A 19,993-nucleotide genomic window follows, 5' to 3' on the forward strand; every position below is an offset into this window, starting at 1 on the left:
TAAAATAATTATTATCAATGTGTGAGCAGAAAACCATCACCAGAAGAGAGAAATGTGATCGCCATCGAAACGTTTCGCGAGGCAGCGACAGGACATAACAACCGGAGTGAGAAACAAAAAGCCCTTCGCAATGGAAGGGCTTTTTTGACATCAGATTTCGACCTGGGTACCGAGCTCGATAACCCGGTTTGGCGGGATCTCAAACTGATCCGGCGCCCGCAGGGCGTTACGCTGCAGCAGCAGATAAAGCTTGCCGCGCAGGCGCAGATACCATGGCCGTTTGCCGATAATCAGCGACTCATGCGACATAAAGAACGAGGTCTCCATCATCCGGCAGCTGAGTCCTTCCAGGCCACAGCGGTGGAACACCTCTTCAACGTTAGGCGTTTCCCGCCAGCCGTAGCTGGCCACCACCCGCCAGAAAGACGGTGACAGCTGCTCAATCTGCACCCGGCGAACGTTATGCACGTAAGGCGCATCTTCGGTACGCAGGGTCAGGAGGATCACTCGCTCATGCAGCACCTTGTTGTGCTTCAGGTTATGCAGCAGGGCAAACGGGATCACGTTCAGGGCGCGGGACATATACACCGCAGTACCCGGCACACGCACTGGCGGTGACTTCTCCAGCGAAGAGATCATCGCTTCCAGCGAGTTGCCATGCTCGTGCATCCGGCGCAGCAGGCGGAAACGCTCGCTCTTCCAGGTCGTCATCACCGTAAACATCACCATCCCCAGGGACAACGGTAGCCAGCCGCCGGAGACAATCTTATCGAGGTTCGCCGAGAACAGCGGAATATCAATGCACAGGAAGGCCACCAGCATCAGACCGACAAACAGCTTGTTCCAGTGCCAGTTTTTGCGCGCCACGGTCGCCGACAGAATGGAGGTCAGCACCATGGTGCCCGTTACGGCGATACCATACGCCGCCGCCAGGTTAGACGAATGCTCAAAGCTGACGATAACGATGACCACAGAAACGTACAGCAGCCAGTTAATGAACGGAATGTAAATCTGCCCGGACTCCATTTCCGAGGTATGGATAATGCGCATCGGCGACAGATAGCCCAGACGCACTGCCTGACGGGTCAGGGAGAAGACCCCGGAAATCACTGCCTGGGAGGCGATAACCGTCGCCAGCGTGGCGATGATCAGCATCGGGATCAGCGCCCACTCAGGCGCCAGCAGGAAGAACGGGTTTTTAATCGCTTCCGGGTGCTTCAGCAGCAGCGCGCCCTGGCCAAAATAGTTCAGCACCAACGAGGGCAGCACGACGGAGAACCAGGCAACGCGGATCGGCAGTTTGCCGAAGTGGCCCATATCGGCGTACAGCGCTTCCACCCCGGTAATCGACAGCACCACCGCGCCAAGCGCAATAAAGGAAACGGTCTTGTATTGCAGGAAAAAGTGCACAGCCCAGTAGGGGTTCAGCGCCTGCAGAACTTCCGGATTAGCGTAAATGCTTCGCGCGCCCAGCACCGCCAGCAACAGGAACCAGATCAGCATAATCGGCGCAAACAGCTTGCCGACCATGCCAGTCCCGTGCTTCTGGATCACAAACAGCAGGGTGAGCACGATAATGGAGATAGGGACAATCCAGGTATCCAGCTGCGGGGCGATAATTTCTAACCCCTCTATCGCCGACATTACCGAAATCGCCGGGGTAATCACCACTTCGCCATAGAAGAAACTGCCGCCGATAAGGCCGAGGATCACCAGCACGGAGGTCATTCTGGCCGAAGTATTACGTCCGGCCAGCGACATCAGCGTTAAGATCCCGCCTTCCCCGGCGTTATCCGCCCGCATCACGAAGGTGATGTATTTAATCGATACGGTAAAGATTAACAGCCAGAAAATCAGCGACAAAAAGCCAAAAACGGCATCGCGCTCTACGCCAAAGCCAAACTGACCTGACAGGCATTCGCGCAGGGTATACAGTGGACTGGTACCGATATCGCCGTACACCACGCCGATGGCCGCCAGCGTTAACGCCGGCAACGATTGTTTATTATCAGTGCTCATAGACTAGTCTTTTCGTTTATAAAACAAATGTGTGCCTAGTCCCTTGGCCCACAAAAAGCGCACAGTATGCACGATTATTTGTGAAATCGTACCCCTAACAGACACCATATTAACCTGGCTCAAAAAAAATAAATCGATTCTTCAGGCTATTACCGCCCCGGCTCTAACATCTATACTCGTCCCAATAACGATACATGACAAAGCACGCAACTCAATTATGGCTCAAACACATTTACTGGCTGAAAGAATTTCCCGGCTCAGCGCGGCACTCGAAAAAGGACTCTTTGAACGCAGCCACGCGATACGCCTCTGCCTGCTGGCGGCGCTCAGCGGCGAGAGCGTTTTTTTGCTTGGTCCACCGGGGATCGCCAAAAGCCTGATTGCCCGCCGCCTCAAATTCGCCTTCCAGCAGGCGCGCGCTTTTGAATACCTGATGACCCGCTTCTCCACCCCGGAAGAGGTTTTTGGGCCACTGTCCATTCAGGCGCTGAAAGATGAAGGCCGTTACGAACGTTTAACCGCCGGCTACCTGCCGGAAGCGGAAATCGTGTTTCTCGATGAAATATGGAAAGCAGGTCCGGCTATCCTCAACACCCTACTGACGGCGATTAACGAACGTCACTTCCGCAATGGCGCGCATGAAGAGAAAATCCCAATGCGCCTGCTGGTGGCCGCGTCGAACGAACTCCCGGAAGCCGACAGCAGCCTGGAAGCGCTGTATGACCGAATGCTGATCCGTCTATGGCTTGATAAAGTGCAGGATAAAGGTAATTTCCGTTCGATGCTGGTCAGCCAGCAGGATGAAAACAGCAATCCAGTGCCCAGCGCGCTGCAGGTGAGCGACGAGGAATTTACCCAATGGCAGCAGCAGATCGGCAATATTAAACTGCCGGACGCGGTGTTTGAGCTGATATTCCAGCTCCGCCAGCAGCTGGACGCCCTGCCAAATGCCCCCTACGTCTCGGATCGCCGCTGGAAAAAGGCTATTCGCCTGCTGCAGGCCAGCGCCTTCTTCAGCGGCCGCGACAGCATCGCGCCGATTGACCTAATCCTGCTGAAAGATTGTCTGTGGCACAACGTCGAAAGTATGAACCTGATGTCGCAGCAGCTGGAAACGCTCATGACCTGTCACGCCTGGCAACAGCAGGCGATGCTGACGCGGTTGGGGGCGATTGTGCAGCGACGCATTCAGATCCAACAACAGCAAAGCGACAAAACGGCGCTGAAGGTCACCCGCCTTGGCGGGATGTTTAGCCGCAAACCGCACTATGAACTGCCGGCGGAGATCCAGGGGACCACCCTGACGCTGCTGCTGCAGCAGCCGCTCAAACTTCACGATATGGAAGTGATCCACATTACTTTTGAACGCGAGGCGTTAGCCAACTGGCTGGAAAAGGGCGGCGAGATCCGCGGTAAGCTCAACGGGATCGGCTTTGCTCAACTACTCAATATGGATGTCGACACCAGCCAGCATCTGGTCGTCCGCGATGTGAGCCTGCAGGGCTCACGCCTCGCGCTGCCCGGCAGCGCAGCGCAGGAGAATATGCCGGCGGAAATTCGCCAGCAGCTGGAAGCGCTGGATGATGAGTGGCACCAGCAACACAACCGCTTCAGCGAGCAGCAAAAGTGCCTGTTTATCCCGGTCGAATGGCTGGGAAGAATCGAAGCCAGCCTGCAGGACGTCGGCGCGCAGATTAAACAGGCGAAGCAGCCATGACGCTCGATATGCTGAATGTCATGCTGGCAGTCAGCGAAGAGGGAATGATCGAGGAGATGCTGCTGGCGCTGTTGGCCTCTCCTCAACTGGCGGTGTTCTTTGAAAAATTTCCCCGCCTGAAAAACATCATCGCGGCGGATATTCCGCGCTGGCGGGAAGCCGTTCGCGCCCGCTTAAAAGAAGTTAACATCCCGCCGGATCTGGACGCCGAAGTGCAAACCTATCAGCAGGCTCAGCTGCTCTCTACCTCGCAGTTTATCGTCCAGCTCCCGCAAATTCTCGGCAAACTGCACCAGCTCCAGTCCCCTTTTGCCGCCCAGGCGCAGAAGCTGGTGGATGACAATGCCACCTTTACCCCGGCGCTGCATACGCTGTTTTTACAGCGCTGGCGCCTGAGCCTGGTGGTGCAAGCCACCAGCCTTAACCAGCAGCTGCTGGACGAGGAGCGCGACCAGTTGCTCAGTGAGGTCCAGGAACGAATGACGCTCAGCGGTCAGCTCGATCCGGTGCTGGCGGAAAATGATACCGCCGCCGGACGCCTGTGGGATATGAGCGCCGGCGAACTCAAACGAGGCGACTACCAGCTGATCGTGCGCTATGGCGATTTTCTTAACCAGCAACCGGAGCTGCTGCAGCTGGCGGAACAGCTGGGGCGTTCAAGGGAAGCGAAATCCGTGCCGAAGAAAGATGCGCCGATGGAAACCTTCCGCAGCCTGGTACGCGAGCCGGCAACGGTGCCTGAACAGGTCGACGGCCTCCAGCAGAGCGACGACATTCTACGCCTGCTGCCGCCGGAGCTGGCGACGCTTGGCATCACGGAGCTGGAGTTTGAATTTTATCGCAAGCTGGTGGAGAAACAGCTGCTCACCTACCGGCTACACGGCGATGCCTGGCGCGAGAAAATTACCGAACGCCCGGTAACGCGGCAGGATTTTGATGAGCAACCGCGCGGGCCGTTCATTGTCTGCGTCGATACGTCAGGATCGATGGGCGGTTTTAACGAACAGTGCGCTAAGGCCTTTTGTCTGGCCCTGATGCGCATCGCGCTGGCCGATAACCGTCGCTGCTTCATTATGCTGTTTTCCAGCGAAGTAGTGCATTACGAGTTGACCAGCGAGAGCGGACTGGAGCAGGCGATCCGTTTCCTGAGCCAGCGTTTTCGCGGCGGCACCGATCTGGCCAGCTGTTTTCGCGCCATTATTGAACGTTTGCAAAACCCGCAGTGGGTGGATGCGGATGCCGTGGTGATCTCCGACTTTATTGCCCAACGGTTGCCGGATGAGGTGATTGCTCAGGTGGGGGAGTTACAGCGTAAGCATCAGCACCGTTTTCACGCGGTGGCGATGTCGGTTCACGGCAAACCCGGCATCATGCGCATCTTCGATCATATCTGGCGCTTTGACACCGGGCTGCGTAGCCGCCTGCTGCGACGCTGGCGGCGCTAATCGTTACAGCAGCGCGGAAACGCTTTCGCGAACCTGCGCCGGCCATACGCCGCACTGCACCTGACCGATATGGTCAAGCTGCAGCAACAGCATCGTCAAACGAGACTGGCCAATGCCGCCGCCGATAGTCTGCGGCATCTCGCCGCGCAGCAGCGCCTGGTGCCACTCCAGTTTCAGGCGATCTTCATCGCCGGTCAGCGCCAGCTGGCGCTTTAGCGCCTCGGCGTCAACGCGGATCCCCATCGAGGAGATCTCGAACGCATCCTCCAGCACCGGGTTCCACACCAGGATATCGCCGTTCAGGCCGGCAAAACCTTCAGAAACCTCAGTACTCCAGTCATCATAATCCGGCGCACGCACGTCGTGGCGCTTGCCATCAGCTAGTTTGCCGCCGATACCAATTAAGAAGACGGCGCCCAGCTCTTTGGCAATAGCCCGCTCACGACCTTTGGCATCAAGCTCCGGATAGCGGCTCAGCAGCTCCTGGCTGTGAACAAAATGGATCTGTTCCGGCAGGAACGGCGTCAGGCCAAACTCCTGGCTGACCGCCAGCTCGGTGGCTTTGATCCCGGCGTAGATCGCCTCGACGGTTGCCTTCAGGGTGCCGACGTGACGCTCTTCATCCCCCATCACGCGCTCCCAGTCCCACTGGTCAACATAGACGGAATGGATAGGCGTCAGACGGTCTTCATCGGGGCGAAGGGCTTTCATGTGCGTGTACAGCCCTTCGCCCGCGCTGAAGTCGTGTTGTCCCAGGGTTTGACGCTTCCACTTCGCCAGCGAATGAACCACTTCGAACTGGGCGTCGGGCAGTGTTTTCACTTTTACCTGAACCGCTTTCTCGCAGCCGGACAAGTTATCCTGCGTCCCATCGCCCACGCGGCTTAAGATTGGCGCCTGGACTTCAATCAGGCCAAGCTTCTCTTCCAGCTGACGGGAAAAGTGGGATTTAACGAAACTGATCTGGCGTTGTTTTGCGATATATGCGGTTTTCATTTTTATGACTCCTGCGTCCTGTTGCCATTGATTAAGCAACAAAACAGGGCGGAAATACAATAATCAATCAATAAAAAGGCGCATCAACTTTTAATTCATTAAAATATGGCGCTAAAATAGTAAGAACCCTCAAACTTCATAAGAAAAAGATATGGAAAATTATCAGATCGACAATCTGGACCGCGGCATTCTTGATGCGCTGATGGCCAACGCCCGTACCGCCTATGCCGAACTGGCCAAACAGTTCAGCGTCAGCCCGGGCACCATTCACGTGCGCGTCGAAAAGATGAAGCAGGCGGGTATCATTACCGGCGCGCGCATTGACGTCAGCCCCAAGCAGCTGGGCTACGACGTCGGTTGCTTCATCGGCATTATTTTAAAAAGCGCCAAAGACTATCCCTCCGCCCTCGCCCGCCTGGAAAGTCTGGAGGAGGTCACCGAGGCTTACTACACCACCGGCCACTACAGCATCTTTATTAAGGTGATGTGTAAATCCATCGATGCTCTGCAGCAGGTACTTATCAACAAGATCCAAACAATCGATGAAATTCAGTCCACTGAAACTCTGATCGTGCTGCAGAACCCGATCATGCGCACCATCAAGCCCTGATCGCTTTTTTTAATCCCACATTTTTCCACAGGTAGATCCCAGCTCGCTCACAGCGTACAATACGCCACTCTGAACAGTTGAGCGGGCGATCGGCGATCTATGGCAGACATTACACTTATCAGCGGCAGCACCCTGGGCAGTGCGGAATATGTAGCAGAGCATCTGGCGGAAAAGCTGGAAGAAGCCGGCTATAGCACTGAAATCCAGCACGGTCCGCTGGTGGACGATCTGCAGGCGCAAGGGATCTGGTTAATTATCTCTTCCACCCATGGCGCCGGCGACGTTCCCGACAACCTGGTTCCCTTCTATGACGCGCTGCAGGAGAAGCAGGCCGATCTTTCCGCCGTGCGCTTTGGCGCTATAGGGATCGGCAGCCGCGAATACGACACCTTTTGCGGCGCGATCGATAAATTAGAAGCGGCGCTGAAGGCCTGCGGGGCAAAACAGATCGGTGAGACGCTGAAGATCAACGTCCTTGAACACGAAATTCCGGAGGATCCAGCGGAAATCTGGCTGGGATCCTGGAAAAATTTGCTCTGAGAATTGTAAAGATCGTCCGATCTTCTGTGGATAACCATGCTTAAAAGCTTGGATCAACCGGTAGTTATCCAAAGAATAACCGTAGTATGGTTTTTGAGCTGTGCATAACCCTTCATTCTGATCCCAGCTTATACGGACCAGGATCACCGATCATTCACAGATAGTGATCCTTCTTAAGCTTTTGATCTTACTTCGCGGATCCGACTTATCCACAAAGAGAGTCGATCCTAATAAGAGATCACAATAGAACAGATCTCTATATAAAGATCTTCTTTTTAATACTCAGGATCCCGGAGTCTTTCTCGAAAGACGAAAGTTGAGTAGAATCCACGGCCCGGGCTTCAATCCATTTTCATACCGCTTTATGCGAGGCAGACCACCATGTTTTATCAGGATCCTTTTGACGTCATTATCATTGGCGGGGGTCATGCAGGCACTGAGGCCGCAATGGCCGCAGCGCGTATGGGTCAACAAACCCTGCTTTTGACACACAATATCGACACGCTGGGGCAAATGAGTTGCAACCCGGCGATTGGCGGCATTGGGAAAGGACACCTGGTAAAAGAAGTGGATGCGCTCGGCGGTTTGATGGCCAAAGCGATCGATCAGGCGGGTATTCAGTTTAGGATACTAAACGCCAGCAAAGGACCGGCAGTGCGCGCCACCCGCGCCCAGGCTGACCGCGTGCTTTATCGTCAGGCAGTACGTACCGCGCTGGAGAACCAGCCGAACCTGATGATCTTCCAGCAGGCGGTTGAAGATCTGATTGTCGAAAACGATCGCGTCGTGGGCGCCGTCACCCAGATGGGCCTCAAATTCCGCGCTAAAGCGGTAGTGCTGACTGTCGGGACCTTCCTTGACGGCAAAATCCATATTGGTCTGGACAACTACAGCGGCGGCCGCGCCGGCGATCCGCCGTCTATCCCGCTGTCTCGTCGTCTGCGTGAATTGCCTCTGCGCGTAAGTCGTCTGAAAACCGGTACTCCGCCGCGTATTGACGCGCGCACCATCGATTTCAGCGTGCTGGCGCAGCAGCATGGCGATAACCCGATGCCGGTCTTCTCGTTCATGGGATCCGCGGATCAGCATCCGCGCCAGGTACCGTGCTATATCACCCACACTAACGAGAAAACCCACGATGTGATCCGCAATAACCTCGATCGCAGTCCTATGTACGCCGGAGTGATCGAAGGGATCGGACCTCGCTATTGCCCGTCGATCGAAGACAAAGTCATGCGCTTTGCCGATCGCAACCAGCATCAGATCTTCCTCGAGCCGGAAGGACTGACCTCAAACGAAATTTATCCGAACGGTATATCCACCAGCCTGCCCTTTGATGTGCAAATGCAAATCGTCCGCTCGATGCAGGGGATGGAGAATGCGCGGATCGTCCGTCCAGGCTACGCTATTGAGTACGATTTCTTCGACCCGCGCGATCTGAAGCCAACGCTTGAGAGCAAATTTATTCAGGGTCTGTTCTTCGCCGGCCAAATCAACGGTACCACCGGTTATGAAGAGGCGGCGGCTCAGGGGCTGCTGGCCGGACTTAACGCCGCCCGCTTCTCTGCGGAAAAAGAGGGCTGGGCGCCGCGTCGCGATCAGGCTTACCTCGGCGTGCTGGTAGATGACCTCTGCACCCTGGGTACCAAAGAACCGTACCGCATGTTTACTTCCCGCGCTGAATATCGTCTGATGCTGCGCGAAGACAACGCCGATTTGCGTTTGACCGAACAGGGGCGCGAGCTGGGTCTGGTAGATGACGAACGCTGGGCGCGCTACAACGAGAAGCTGGAAAGCATCGAACGTGAACGCCAGCGTCTGAAATCCACCTGGGTGAATCCGCAGGCAGAGAGCGCCAACGAAGTGAACGCTCACCTGACCGCGCCGTTGTCGCGTGAAGCCAGCGGCGAAGATCTGCTGCGTCGTCCGGAAATGACCTACGAACAGCTGGTTCAACTCTCGCCATTCACCCCGGGACTGGAAGATCGTCAGGCGGCTGAACAGGTAGAGATCCAGGTGAAGTATGAGGGCTATATCGCGCGCCAGCAGGATGAGATTGAGAAACAACAGCGCAATGAGAATACCTTGCTGCCAGCGACCCTCGACTACCGCCAGGTCACTGGGCTGTCTAACGAGGTGATTGCCAAACTGAACGACCATAAACCGTCGTCGATAGGGCAGGCGTCACGTATCTCCGGGATCACCCCGGCGGCGATCTCTATTTTGCTGGTTTGGCTGAAAAAGCAGGGGATGCTGCGCCGCAGCGCCTGATTGCGGCTGCCTGCCGCGCTGATTTCCCAGTTGCATAATCAGCGTTCGCCTTTATCATTCATAGCCCGGTAAGCGTTAGCGCCTCCGGGCTCATTATTTTTTGAAGGTACTTACCGTGCTCAACAAACTTTCTCGTCTGCTGGATGAAGCGGGTATTTCGCTCACCGATCACCAGAAAAATCAGCTGGTGGCTTACGTCGGACTGCTCGATAAGTGGAACAAAGCCTATAACCTGACCTCCGTTCGCGATCCGAATGAGATGCTGGTGCGTCATATTCTCGACAGCATCATCGTGGCGCCTTATCTGCAGGGCTCGCGCTTTATCGATGTTGGTACGGGCCCGGGGTTGCCGGGGATCCCGTTGGCCATCGTATGTCCGGAGTCACATTTCACCCTGCTGGACAGCCTTGGCAAGCGCGTGCGCTTCCTGCGTCAGGTGCAGCACGAGCTGAAGCTGGATAACGTCACCCCGGTGCAGAGCCGCGTGGAAGCCTTCCCGGCCGAGCCGCCGTTTGATGGCGTGATAAGCCGCGCTTTCGCATCGCTTAATGATATGGTGAGCTGGTGCCATCATCTGCCGGCAGCGAATGGTCACTTCTATGCGCTCAAAGGGTTAGCGCAAAAAGAAGAAATGGAAAGTCTGCCGGAAGGGTATGACATTGTCGAGGTGATTGAGCTGCATGTTCCTCGGTTGGAAGGGGAGCGGCACCTGGTGGTGATTAAGCCAAAATCGAGTTAATTTTTATCAAAAAATGTGGAAAAAATGTGGCCCGCGCATGTTACAAAAATAAAGGACGTCCCCCGATATTAACGGGCTGCATTTAACCTTGTTTTTACTATGGCTTTTCTTGCAGTTAACTTAGCGTAAGTGATTCACTGACAAAATAGTCAACTTTGAAAATATCAGGGTGCTAAAAATCGACAATGATGAACAGCATAGTGATGTTAAATTTTTATTATAAATGTCAATAAAAGGTTTTTATTGTATGTGAGGTTGTTTTAGATAATGTCCTCACTTTTTATCTTGAATATCAAAAGCATGAAAAATAGTGTTTTATGTCCTTGATTCATTAAAGGGCGCTTGAAATGTTTATTATGTGATCTGATGCACGCTTTAATTGCCGTGTTTCCTCGTTATTTGCAGTTTTGTATGACCGCTCACAGAACGCTGAAATGCACGGAAAGTTGTCCGTTGGAAAATAATTAAACATTTATTCACTATTTTGCTACTTATTGTTTGAAATCACGGGGCGTCACCGTATAATTTGTCCGCTTTTTGATGCTTGACTCTTCGTCTTAAAGGACGTTTTATACGACACGCGACATACCTCAAAGGGAGCAGGAGTAAAAACGTGATGTCAGTGTCGCTCTTGAGTCGAAACGTTGCTCGCAAGCTTCTGTTTATTCAGTTACTGGCAGTAATGGCAAGTGGACTGCTGTTCAGCCTCAAAGACCCCTTCTGGGGCATTTCCGCTGTATGCGGCGGTTTGGCAGTGGTCTTGCCAAATCTGATGTTTATAATTTTTGCCTGGCGTCATCAGGCGCATACACCAGCAAAAGGCCGTGTGGCCTGGACCTTCGCCTTCGGTGAAGCCTTCAAGGTGTTGCTGACCTTCGCCCTTCTGGCGGTGGCGCTGGCCGTTTTAAAAGTGGTATTTTTGCCACTGATCGTGACGTGGGTTTTGGTGCTGGTGGTACAAGTTCTGGCGCCAGCTGTAATTAACAACAAAGGGTAAAGGCATCATGGCTTCAGAAAATATGACGCCGCAGGATTACATAGGACACCATCTGAACAACCTTCAGTTGGACCTGCGTACATTCTCGCTGGTGGATCCGCACAACCACACAGCCACCTTCTGGACGCTCAACATTGACTCCATGTTCTTCTCGGTGGTTCTCGGTCTGCTGTTCCTTGCCATGTTCCGTAGCGTTGCTAAGAAAGCGACCAGCGGCGTACCAGGGAAATTCCAAACCTTCATCGAAATGATCATCGGCTTCGTCCATGGCAGCGTCAAAGACATGTACCATGGCAAGAGCAAGGTTATCGCGCCGCTGGCGCTGACCGTGTTCGTCTGGGTCTTCCTGATGAACCTGATGGACCTGCTGCCAATCGACCTGCTTCCTTATATCGGCGAACACATTTTCGGCCTGCCAGCACTGCGCGTGGTTCCGTCTGCCGACGTGAACATCACCCTGTCGATGGCGCTTGGCGTGTTCATCCTGATTATTTTCTACAGCATCAAAATGAAAGGCGTTGGTGGGTTCGTTAAAGAACTGACCATGCAGCCGTTCAATCACTGGGCGTTCATTCCTGTCAACTTAATCCTTGAAGGGGTAAGCCTGCTGTCCAAACCGGTCTCTCTCGGTCTGCGACTGTTCGGCAACATGTATGCCGGTGAGCTGATTTTCATTCTGATTGCTGGTCTGTTGCCGTGGTGGTCACAGTGGGTTCTGAATGTGCCTTGGGCCATTTTCCACATCCTGATTATTACGCTGCAAGCCTTCATCTTCATGGTTCTGACGATTGTCTATCTGTCGATGGCATCTGAAGAGCATTGATTTTTTACCAACACTACTACGTTTTAACTGAAACAAACTGGAGACTGTCATGGAAAACCTGAATATGGATCTGCTGTACATGGCTGCCGCTGTGATGATGGGTCTGGCGGCAATCGGTGCTGCGATCGGTATCGGCATCCTCGGAGGTAAATTCCTGGAAGGCGCAGCGCGTCAGCCGGATCTGATCCCTCTGCTGCGTACTCAGTTCTTTATCGTTATGGGTCTGGTGGATGCTATCCCGATGATCGCTGTAGGTCTGGGTCTGTACGTGATGTTCGCCGTCGCGTAGTAAGTTGTTAGAAACCTAAGCCACAGAGTTAATTAAAGAGGTATTGTGCTGTGAACATGAACGCAACAATCCTCGGCCAGGCCATCGCGTTTGTTATCTTCGTATGGTTCTGCATGAAATACGTATGGCCGCCTTTAATGGCTGCCATCGAAAAACGCCAGAAAGAGATTTCTGACGGTTTAGCTTCTGCAGAACGCGCTAAGAAAGATTTGGACCTTGCACAGGCCAACGCGACCGACCAGCTGAAAAAAGCGAAAGCGGAAGCCCAGGTAATCATTGAGCAGGCGAACAAGCGCCGCTCTCAGATTCTGGACGAAGCTAAAGCTGAAGCAGAACAGGAACGCACCAAAATCGTTGCACAAGCGCAGGCTGAAATTGATGCTGAGCGTAAACGTGCACGCGAGGAGCTGCGTAAGCAGGTCGCTATCCTGGCTGTTGCTGGCGCCGAGAAGATCATCGAACGTTCCGTGGATGAAGCTGCTAACAGCGACATCGTGGATAAACTTGTCGCTGAACTGTAAGGAGGGAGGGGCTGATGTCTGAATTTGTAACGGTAGCTCGCCCCTACGCCAAAGCAGCTTTTGACTTTGCCGTCGAACACAACAGTGTTGAACGCTGGCAGGATATGCTGGCGTTTGCCGCCGAAGTGACCAAAAACGACCAAATGGCAGAGCTTCTCTCCGGTGCTTTGGCGCCGGAAACGCTCTCAGAAGCGTTTATCGCTATCTGCGGCGAGCAACTCGACGAAAATGGCCAGAACCTGATTAAGGTGATGGCGGAAAATAATCGTCTGAAGGTGCTCCCGGACGTTCTTGAGCAATTCATTCACCTGCGCGCGGCCAGTGAGGCCATCGCAGAGGTAGAAGTAATATCTGCCAACCAACTGAGTGATGAACAGCTTGCCAGGATCGTCAGCGCGATGGAAAAACGTCTGTCACGCAAAGTTAAGCTGAATTGCAAAATCGATAAGTCTGTTATGGCAGGTATTATCATCCGTGCGGGTGATATGGTCATTGATGGCAGCGTACGCGGCCGTCTTGAGCGCCTTGCAGACGTCTTGCAGTCTTAAGGGGACTGGAGCATGCAACTGAATTCCACCGAAATCAGCGAACTGATCAAGCAGCGCATTGCTCAGTTCAATGTTGTGAGCGAAGCTCATAACGAAGGTACTATTGTTTCTGTAAGTGACGGTGTTATCCGCATCCACGGCCTTGCCGAATGTATGCAGGGCGAGATGATCTCCCTGCCGGGTAACCGTTACGCTATCGCACTGAACCTGGAGCGCGACTCCGTAGGTGCGGTGGTAATGGGTCCGTACGCTGACCTCGCCGAAGGCATGAAGGTGAAATGTACTGGCCGTATCCTGGAAGTTCCGGTAGGCCGTGGCCTGCTGGGCCGCGTGGTGAACACCCTGGGCGCGCCAATTGATGGTAAAGGTCCGCTGGAAAACGACGGTTTCTCCGCCGTTGAAGCGATCGCGCCGGGCGTAATCGAACGTCAGTCCGTCGATCAGCCGGTACAGACCGGTTACAAATCCGTTGACGCCATGATCCCAATCGGTCGTGGTCAGCGTGAACTGATCATCGGCGACCGTCAGACCGGTAAAACTGCGCTGGCTATCGATGCCATCATCAACCAGCGTGATTCCGGCATCAAGTGCGTCTATGTCGCTATCGGTCAGAAAGCGTCCACCATCTCTAACGTGGTGCGTAAACTGGAAGAGCACGGCGCGCTGGCTAACACCATCGTAGTGGTAGCGACTGCATCTGAATCTGCTGCACTGCAATACCTGGCGCCATACGCTGGTTGCGCAATGGGCGAATACTTCCGCGACCGCGGTGAAGATGCGCTGATCGTTTACGATGATCTGTCTAAACAGGCTGTTGCTTATCGCCAGATCTCCCTGCTGCTCCGTCGTCCGCCTGGACGTGAAGCGTTCCCGGGCGACGTATTCTACCTCCACTCTCGTCTGCTGGAGCGTGCTGCGCGTGTTAACGCCGAATACGTTGAAGCCTTCACCAAAGGTGAAGTGAAAGGGAAAACCGGTTCTCTGACTGCGCTGCCGATTATCGAAACGCAGGCGGGTGACGTTTCCGCATTCGTTCCGACCAACGTAATCTCTATTACCGATGGTCAGATCTTCCTGGAAACCAACCTGTTTAACGCCGGTATTCGTCCTGCGGTTAACCCGGGTATCTCCGTATCCCGTGTTGGTGGTGCAGCGCAGACCAAGATCATGAAGAAACTGTCCGGTGGTATCCGTACCGCGCTGGCGCAGTATCGTGAACTGGCGGCGTTCTCCCAGTTTGCATCCGACCTTGACGATGCAACCCGCAAACAGCTGGACCACGGTCAGAAAGTGACCGAGCTGCTGAAACAGAAACAGTATGCGCCGATGTCCGTCGCGCAGCAGTCTCTGGTTCTGTTCGCAGCAGAACGTGGTTACCTGGCTGATGTAGAACTGGCGAAAATCGGTAGCTTCGAAGCCGCTCTGCTGGCTTACGTCGACCGTGATTACGCTCCGCTGATGCAAGAGATTAACCAGTCCGGTGGCTATAACGACGAAATCGAAGGCAAGCTGAAAGGCATCCTCGATTCCTTCAAAGCAACCCAGTCCTGGTAACGTCTGGCGGTCTGTCTTAGGGCAGGCCGCAAGGCATTGAGGAGAAGCTCATGGCCGGCGCAAAAGAGATACGTAGTAAGATCGCAAGCGTCCAGAACACGCAAAAGATCACTAAAGCGATGGAGATGGTCGCCGCTTCCAAAATGCGTAAATCGCAGGAGCGCATGGCGGCCAGCCGTCCTTACGCAGATACTATGCGCAAAGTGATTGGTCACCTTGCGAACGGTAATCTGGAATATAAGCACCCTTACCTGGAAGAACGCGACGTTAAGCGCGTGGGCTACCTGGTGGTGTCGACCGACCGTGGTCTGTGCGGCGGCTTGAACATTAACCTGTTCAAGAAACTGCTGGCGGAAATGAAAGCATGGTCCGATAAAGGCGTTCAGTGCGACCTCGCAATGATCGGCTCTAAGGGCGTTTCTTTCTTTAACTCCGTGGGCGGCAACGTGGTTGCACAGGTGACCGGTATGGGGGATAACCCATCCCTGTCCGAACTGATCGGCCCGGTAAAAGTGATGTTGCAGGCCTATGATGAAGGCCGTCTGGACAAGCTGTACGTTGTCAGCAACAAATTTATTAACACCATGTCTCAGGTTCCGACGATCACTCAGCTGCTGCCGTTACCGGCATCAGAAGATGCTGATCTGAAACGTAAATCCTGGGATTACCTGTATGAGCCCGATCCGAAAGCGCTGCTGGATACCCTCCTGCGCCGCTACGTCGAATCTCAGGTTTATCAGGGCGTGGTTGAAAACCTGGCCAGCGAGCAGGCCGCCCGTATGGTGGCGATGAAAGCCGCGACCGATAATGGCGGCAGCCTGATTAAAGAGCTGCAGTTGGTATACAACAAAGCTCGTCAGGCCAGCATTACTCAGGAACTCACCGAGATCGTCTCGGGGGCCGCCGCGGTTTAACCAGGTTATTTCGTAGAGGATTTAAGATGGCTACTGGAAAGATTGTCCAGGTAATCGGCGCCGTGGTCGACGTCGAGTTCCCTCAGGATGCCGTACCACGCGTGTACGAAGCCCTTGAGGTACAGAATGGTAATGAAGTTCTGGTGCTGGAAGTTCAGCAGCAGCTGGGCGGCGGTATCGTACGTACCATCGCCATGGGTTCTTCTGATGGTCTGCGCCGCGGTCTGGATGTAAAAGACCTCGAGCACCCGATCGAAGTCCCGGTAGGTAAAGCAACGCTGGGTCGTATCATGAACGTACTGGGTCAACCGGTTGACATGAAAGGCGACATCGGCGAAGAAGAGCGTTGGGCTATCCACCGCGCGGCACCGTCCTATGAAGAGCTGTCCAGCTCTCAGGAACTGCTGGAAACCGGCATCAAAGTTATCGACCTGATGTGTCCGTTCGCGAAGGGCGGTAAAGTTGGTCTGTTCGGCGGTGCGGGTGTAGGTAAAACTGTAAACATGATGGAGCTGATCCGTAACATCGCGATCGAGCACTCCGGTTACTCTGTGTTTGCGGGCGTAGGTGAGCGTACTCGTGAGGGTAACGACTTCTACCACGAAATGACCGACTCCAACGTTATCGATAAAGTATCCCTGGTGTACGGCCAGATGAACGAGCCGCCGGGAAACCGTCTGCGCGTTGCGCTGACCGGCCTGACCATGGCTGAGAAATTCCGTGACGAAGGTCGTGACGTACTGCTGTTCGTCGATAACATCTATCGTTACACCCTGGCCGGTACTGAAGTATCCGCGCTGCTGGGTCGTATGCCTTCAGCGGTAGGTTATCAGCCGACCCTGGCGGAAGAGATGGGCGTTCTGCAGGAACGTATCACCTCCACCAAAACCGGTTCTATCACCTCCGTACAGGCGGTATACGTACCGGCGGATGACTTAACTGACCCATCCCCAGCCACTACCTTTGCTCACTTAGATGCAACCGTAGTACTGAGCCGTCAGATCGCATCCCTGGGTATCTACCCGGCCGTTGACCCGCTGGATTCCACCAGCCGTCAGCTGGATCCGCTGGTTGTTGGTCAGGAACACTACGACACCGCGCGTGGCGTTCAGTCCATCCTGCAGCGTTATCAGGAACTGAAAGACATTATCGCCATCCTCGGTATGGACGAACTGTCTGAAGAAGACAAACTGGTGGTAGCTCGCGCGCGTAAGATCCAGCGCTTCCTGTCCCAGCCGTTCTTCGTGGCAGAAGTCTTTACCGGTTCTCCGGGCAAATACGTGGCGCTGAAAGACACCATCCGTGGCTTTAAAGGCATCATGGAAGGCGAATACGATCACCTGCCAGAGCAGGCGTTCTACATGGTCGGTTCCATCGACGAAGCCGTGGAAAAAGCCAAAAAACTTTAACGCCTTAATCGGAGGGTGATATGGCAATGACTTACCACCTGGACGTCGTCAGCGCAGAGCAACAAATGTTCTCTGGTCTGGTCGAAAAAATCCAGGTAACGGGTAGCGAAGGTGAACTGGGTATTTACCCGGGCCACGCGCCGCTGCTCACCGCCATTAAGCCTGGTATGATTCGCATCGTTAAACAGCACGGTCATGAAGAGTTTATCTATCTGTCCGGCGGCATTCTTGAAGTGCAGCCTGGCAGCGTGACCGTCCTGGCGGATACCGCAATTCGCGGTCAGGACCTCGACGAAGCGCGAGCGCTGGAAGCGAAACGCAAAGCGGAAGAGCACATTAAGAGCTCTCACGGCGATGTGGATTACGCTCAGGCGTCTGCGGAACTGGCCAAAGCGATCGCTAAACTGCGCGTTATCGAGTTGACCAAAAAAGCGATGTAACACCGGCTTGAACGTAAAAAGCCAGTCTGGGTTCCAGGCTGGCTTTTTTTATTGCCCGCTGCTGACGAGCGGATGAAGTGAAAACAGTATTCACCCTTAATTGTTATTGATTAGTTAAATGATGAGGCGTAAACTCTTTTTATGTGATGTATATCACAAAAAGAGCGTTATAAACTGCACCTGCGTCAGGAAATCATCATGAAACTGTTCCATAAAATCATCGCTAAATTTAGCGTCCTGAGCTTCTAAGCTCCGCGCTATCTCGCCCGCTGACACGACGTATCGCCCATCAAAACGACAACACTGGCGATGTGAAACCGGGAAAAGAAGGTCACCTGATAGGTGGCCTTTCGTTTTTTATGGATAGCATCAATCACTTTACCGCCCTCCCCCGCCAGCGACTGGCGAATATTTATCCTGGTTCTTCCCGCTGTGGGTGCTGATAAACGTCTGCCGCTGCGGCTTTATTCAGGTGGCGAAAAAACAGCAAAAGCAGTGAGATAGTTAATGATTCTCCACCCCGCCCTCCTTTTTCAGCGTTAAACTGATTTGCAGTGGTTAAAAATAGCGTCATAAAATGGGGTAAAACAGTGAGCCTGGACGTTTTCTCCACGTCTCGTTTTATGATGAAAAATATGTAGAAATTTCAACGTGAAAGGCTTTTACTTTTCGTTCTAACTACCGTCAGGATGAGTATGTCAAATAGTGCGATGAGCGTGGTTATCCTTGCTGCAGGCAAAGGGACCCGCATGTATTCCGATCTTCCTAAGGTGCTGCATACCCTGGCCGGGAAGCCAATGGTGCAGCATGTCATTGATGCCGCTAACGATTTAGGCGCATGTGCGGTACACCTGGTATACGGCCACGGCGGCGATCTGCTGCGTCAGACTCTGCATGAAGACAACCTGAACTGGGTGCTGCAGGCCGAGCAGCTCGGAACCGGGCACGCTATGCAGCAGGCGGCGCCATTCTTCAATGATGATGAAGACATCCTGATGCTCTATGGCGACGTGCCGCTGATCTCCGTTGAGACGCTACAGCGCCTGCGCGCCGCGAAACCACAGGGTGGGATTGGTCTGTTAACGGTGAAGCTGGATGACCCAACCGGCTATGGCCGCATTACCCGTGAAAATGGCCAGGTGACGGGCATCGTTGAGCACAAAGATGCCAGCGAGGCCCAGCGCCAGATCCAGGAAATCAACACCGGGATCCTGATCGCCGGCGGAGCGGATCTAAAGCGCTGGCTGGCGAAACTCACCAATAACAACGCTCAGGGTGAATACTACATCACCGATATCATCGCCATGGCGCACCAGGAAGGACACCAGATCGTCGCAGTGCATCCGCAGCGCCTGAGCGAAGTCGAAGGCGTCAACAACCGCCTGCAGCTTGCGCGCCTGGAGCGCGTCTACCAGGCGGAGCAGGCGGAAAAGCTGCTGCTGGCGGGCGTGATGCTGCGCGATCCGGCGCGTTTCGATCTGCGCGGTACGCTGCAGCACGGGCGCGATGTAGAGATCGATACTAACGTTATTCTGGAAGGCAACGTGGTGCTGGGCGATCGAGTGAAAATCGGCGCCGGCTGCGTGATCAAAAACAGCACCATCGGCGATGACTGCGAAATTAGCCCCTACAGCGTGGTGGAAGATGCCCAGCTGCAGGCGGCCTGCACCATCGGTCCATTTGCCCGTCTGCGCCCGGGCGCCGAACTGCTGGCAGGCGCCCACGTTGGTAACTTCGTGGAAATGAAAAAAGCGCGTCTCGGGAAAGGCTCCAAGGCGGGTCATCTGACCTATCTGGGCGATGCGGAGATTGGCGATAACGTCAATATCGGCGCGGGCACCATCACCTGCAACTACGATGGTGCGAACAAGCATAAAACGATTATTGGCGATGATGTCTTTGTCGGCTCGGATACCCAGCTGGTGGCCCCGGTCACGGTAGGCAACGGCGTCACGATCGCCGCCGGCACCACCGTCACGCGCAATATCGCCGATAACGAACTGGTGTTGAGCCGCGTACCGCAGGTCCACAAACAGGGCTGGCAGCGTCCGGTGAAGAAGAAATAATTTGGATTATCGCCGGGGAAATTTTCCCGGCGAACTAGGATGAGAGGGTCAACATAGATCCCCGTCCGCAGGCAGTACCATAACAATAACCCCAC

Annotated in this window: 18 protein-coding genes; 16 read left to right on the forward strand and 2 right to left on the reverse strand. The window is 54.2% G+C overall.

What is annotated here, in order from left to right; genetic code table 11:
- Positions 1-150 precede the first annotated feature (150 nt).
- Positions 151-2,019 carry a low affinity potassium transporter Kup gene (gene kup, locus KB892_RS25400; protein ID WP_002882520.1) on the reverse strand — a complete coding sequence of 623 codons (1,869 nt, stop codon included), beginning with the start codon at positions 2,017-2,019 and terminating at the stop codon, positions 151-153.
- A gap of 217 nt (positions 2,020-2,236) precedes the next feature.
- Between kup and ravA the strand changes: the two genes are divergently transcribed.
- Entirely contained in the window at positions 2,237-3,736 is a 1,500-nt protein-coding gene (gene ravA / locus KB892_RS25405) for an ATPase RavA (RefSeq protein WP_004151555.1), read from the forward strand.
- The gene (gene viaA / locus KB892_RS25410) at positions 3,733-5,181 is read left to right on the forward strand and encodes an ATPase RavA stimulator ViaA (protein ID WP_002882517.1); all 1,449 of its coding nucleotides are present in this window, start codon (positions 3,733-3,735) and stop codon (positions 5,179-5,181) included. The genes ravA and viaA overlap by 4 nt, the downstream gene beginning before the upstream one ends.
- 3 nt (positions 5,182-5,184) lie before the next feature.
- Here viaA and asnA read toward each other — a convergent pair whose 3' ends face one another.
- Entirely contained in the window at positions 5,185-6,177 is a 993-nt protein-coding gene (gene asnA, locus KB892_RS25415; protein WP_002882514.1) for an aspartate--ammonia ligase, read from the reverse strand.
- Between the two features lie 151 nt (positions 6,178-6,328).
- Here asnA and asnC point away from each other — a divergent pair, with 151 nt between their 5' ends.
- From asnC to glmU, 14 genes are all read left to right on the forward strand, one after another.
- On the forward strand, positions 6,329-6,787 hold the full coding sequence (gene asnC / locus KB892_RS25420; RefSeq protein ID WP_002882510.1) for a transcriptional regulator AsnC: 459 nt from the start codon (positions 6,329-6,331) through the stop codon (positions 6,785-6,787).
- A gap of 99 nt (positions 6,788-6,886) precedes the next feature.
- A complete protein-coding gene (gene mioC, locus KB892_RS25425; RefSeq protein WP_002882491.1) occupies positions 6,887-7,327 on the forward strand; it encodes an FMN-binding protein MioC in 441 nt (146 codons plus the stop codon).
- Between the two features lie 381 nt (positions 7,328-7,708).
- The gene (gene mnmG / locus KB892_RS25430) at positions 7,709-9,598 is read left to right on the forward strand and encodes a tRNA uridine-5-carboxymethylaminomethyl(34) synthesis enzyme MnmG (protein ID WP_004144989.1); all 1,890 of its coding nucleotides are present in this window, start codon (positions 7,709-7,711) and stop codon (positions 9,596-9,598) included.
- A gap of 115 nt (positions 9,599-9,713) precedes the next feature.
- Positions 9,714-10,337: a 16S rRNA (guanine(527)-N(7))-methyltransferase RsmG gene (rsmG, locus tag KB892_RS25435; RefSeq protein ID WP_004151554.1), complete on the forward strand. Its 624-nt coding sequence runs from the start codon at positions 9,714-9,716 to the stop codon at positions 10,335-10,337.
- Positions 10,338-10,953: 616 nt separating this feature from the next.
- Positions 10,954-11,334: a F0F1 ATP synthase subunit I gene (gene atpI / locus KB892_RS25440; protein WP_004144991.1), complete on the forward strand. Its 381-nt coding sequence runs from the start codon at positions 10,954-10,956 to the stop codon at positions 11,332-11,334.
- Between the two features lie 7 nt (positions 11,335-11,341).
- Positions 11,342-12,157 (forward strand): F0F1 ATP synthase subunit A, encoded by an 816-nt coding sequence (gene atpB, locus KB892_RS25445; protein WP_004151552.1) that lies wholly within the window; start codon positions 11,342-11,344, stop codon positions 12,155-12,157.
- Between the two features lie 49 nt (positions 12,158-12,206).
- Positions 12,207-12,446: a F0F1 ATP synthase subunit C gene (gene atpE, locus KB892_RS25450; RefSeq protein ID WP_000429386.1), complete on the forward strand. Its 240-nt coding sequence runs from the start codon at positions 12,207-12,209 to the stop codon at positions 12,444-12,446.
- Between the two features lie 50 nt (positions 12,447-12,496).
- Entirely contained in the window at positions 12,497-12,967 is a 471-nt protein-coding gene (atpF, locus tag KB892_RS25455) for a F0F1 ATP synthase subunit B (protein WP_004107293.1), read from the forward strand.
- A gap of 14 nt (positions 12,968-12,981) precedes the next feature.
- On the forward strand, positions 12,982-13,515 hold the full coding sequence (atpH, locus tag KB892_RS25460) for a F0F1 ATP synthase subunit delta (protein ID WP_004144994.1): 534 nt from the start codon (positions 12,982-12,984) through the stop codon (positions 13,513-13,515).
- Positions 13,516-13,527: 12 nt separating this feature from the next.
- The gene (atpA, locus tag KB892_RS25465; RefSeq protein WP_004151551.1) at positions 13,528-15,069 is read left to right on the forward strand and encodes a F0F1 ATP synthase subunit alpha; all 1,542 of its coding nucleotides are present in this window, start codon (positions 13,528-13,530) and stop codon (positions 15,067-15,069) included.
- A gap of 50 nt (positions 15,070-15,119) precedes the next feature.
- Positions 15,120-15,983: a F0F1 ATP synthase subunit gamma gene (gene atpG, locus KB892_RS25470; RefSeq protein WP_004144996.1), complete on the forward strand. Its 864-nt coding sequence runs from the start codon at positions 15,120-15,122 to the stop codon at positions 15,981-15,983.
- A 26-nt stretch (positions 15,984-16,009) separates the two neighbouring features.
- The gene (gene atpD, locus KB892_RS25475) at positions 16,010-17,392 is read left to right on the forward strand and encodes a F0F1 ATP synthase subunit beta (protein WP_004144997.1); all 1,383 of its coding nucleotides are present in this window, start codon (positions 16,010-16,012) and stop codon (positions 17,390-17,392) included.
- Positions 17,393-17,412: 20 nt separating this feature from the next.
- A complete protein-coding gene (locus KB892_RS25480) occupies positions 17,413-17,832 on the forward strand; it encodes a F0F1 ATP synthase subunit epsilon (RefSeq protein WP_001251971.1) in 420 nt (139 codons plus the stop codon).
- Positions 17,833-18,527: 695 nt separating this feature from the next.
- On the forward strand, positions 18,528-19,898 hold the full coding sequence (gene glmU / locus KB892_RS25485; RefSeq protein WP_004151550.1) for a bifunctional UDP-N-acetylglucosamine diphosphorylase/glucosamine-1-phosphate N-acetyltransferase GlmU: 1,371 nt from the start codon (positions 18,528-18,530) through the stop codon (positions 19,896-19,898).
- Positions 19,899-19,993 lie beyond the last annotated feature (95 nt).

Origin of the sequence: Klebsiella sp. P1927, from assembly GCF_018204675.1 — a bacterium.
Classification (GTDB): Bacteria; Pseudomonadota; Gammaproteobacteria; order Enterobacterales; family Enterobacteriaceae; genus Klebsiella; species Klebsiella pneumoniae.

Excerpts from the sequence above, each read along its gene's own strand:
- kup (WP_002882520.1), bottom strand. The coding sequence starts at position 2,019 with ATGAGCACTGATAATAAACAATCGTTGCCGGCGTTAACGCTGGCGGCC.
- ravA (WP_004151555.1), top strand. The coding sequence starts at position 2,237 with ATGGCTCAAACACATTTACTGGCTGAAAGAATTTCCCGGCTCAGCGCG.
- viaA (WP_002882517.1), top strand. The coding sequence starts at position 3,733 with ATGACGCTCGATATGCTGAATGTCATGCTGGCAGTCAGCGAAGAGGGA.
- asnA (WP_002882514.1), bottom strand. The coding sequence starts at position 6,177 with ATGAAAACCGCATATATCGCAAAACAACGCCAGATCAGTTTCGTTAAA.
- asnC (WP_002882510.1), top strand. The coding sequence starts at position 6,329 with ATGGAAAATTATCAGATCGACAATCTGGACCGCGGCATTCTTGATGCG.
- mioC (WP_002882491.1), top strand. The coding sequence starts at position 6,887 with ATGGCAGACATTACACTTATCAGCGGCAGCACCCTGGGCAGTGCGGAA.
- mnmG (WP_004144989.1), top strand. The coding sequence starts at position 7,709 with ATGTTTTATCAGGATCCTTTTGACGTCATTATCATTGGCGGGGGTCAT.
- atpI (WP_004144991.1), top strand. The coding sequence starts at position 10,954 with ATGTCAGTGTCGCTCTTGAGTCGAAACGTTGCTCGCAAGCTTCTGTTT.
- atpB (WP_004151552.1), top strand. The coding sequence starts at position 11,342 with ATGGCTTCAGAAAATATGACGCCGCAGGATTACATAGGACACCATCTG.
- atpE (WP_000429386.1), top strand. The coding sequence starts at position 12,207 with ATGGAAAACCTGAATATGGATCTGCTGTACATGGCTGCCGCTGTGATG.
- atpH (WP_004144994.1), top strand. The coding sequence starts at position 12,982 with ATGTCTGAATTTGTAACGGTAGCTCGCCCCTACGCCAAAGCAGCTTTT.
- atpA (WP_004151551.1), top strand. The coding sequence starts at position 13,528 with ATGCAACTGAATTCCACCGAAATCAGCGAACTGATCAAGCAGCGCATT.
- atpG (WP_004144996.1), top strand. The coding sequence starts at position 15,120 with ATGGCCGGCGCAAAAGAGATACGTAGTAAGATCGCAAGCGTCCAGAAC.
- atpD (WP_004144997.1), top strand. The coding sequence starts at position 16,010 with ATGGCTACTGGAAAGATTGTCCAGGTAATCGGCGCCGTGGTCGACGTC.
- KB892_RS25480 (WP_001251971.1), top strand. The coding sequence starts at position 17,413 with ATGGCAATGACTTACCACCTGGACGTCGTCAGCGCAGAGCAACAAATG.
- glmU (WP_004151550.1), top strand. The coding sequence starts at position 18,528 with ATGTCAAATAGTGCGATGAGCGTGGTTATCCTTGCTGCAGGCAAAGGG.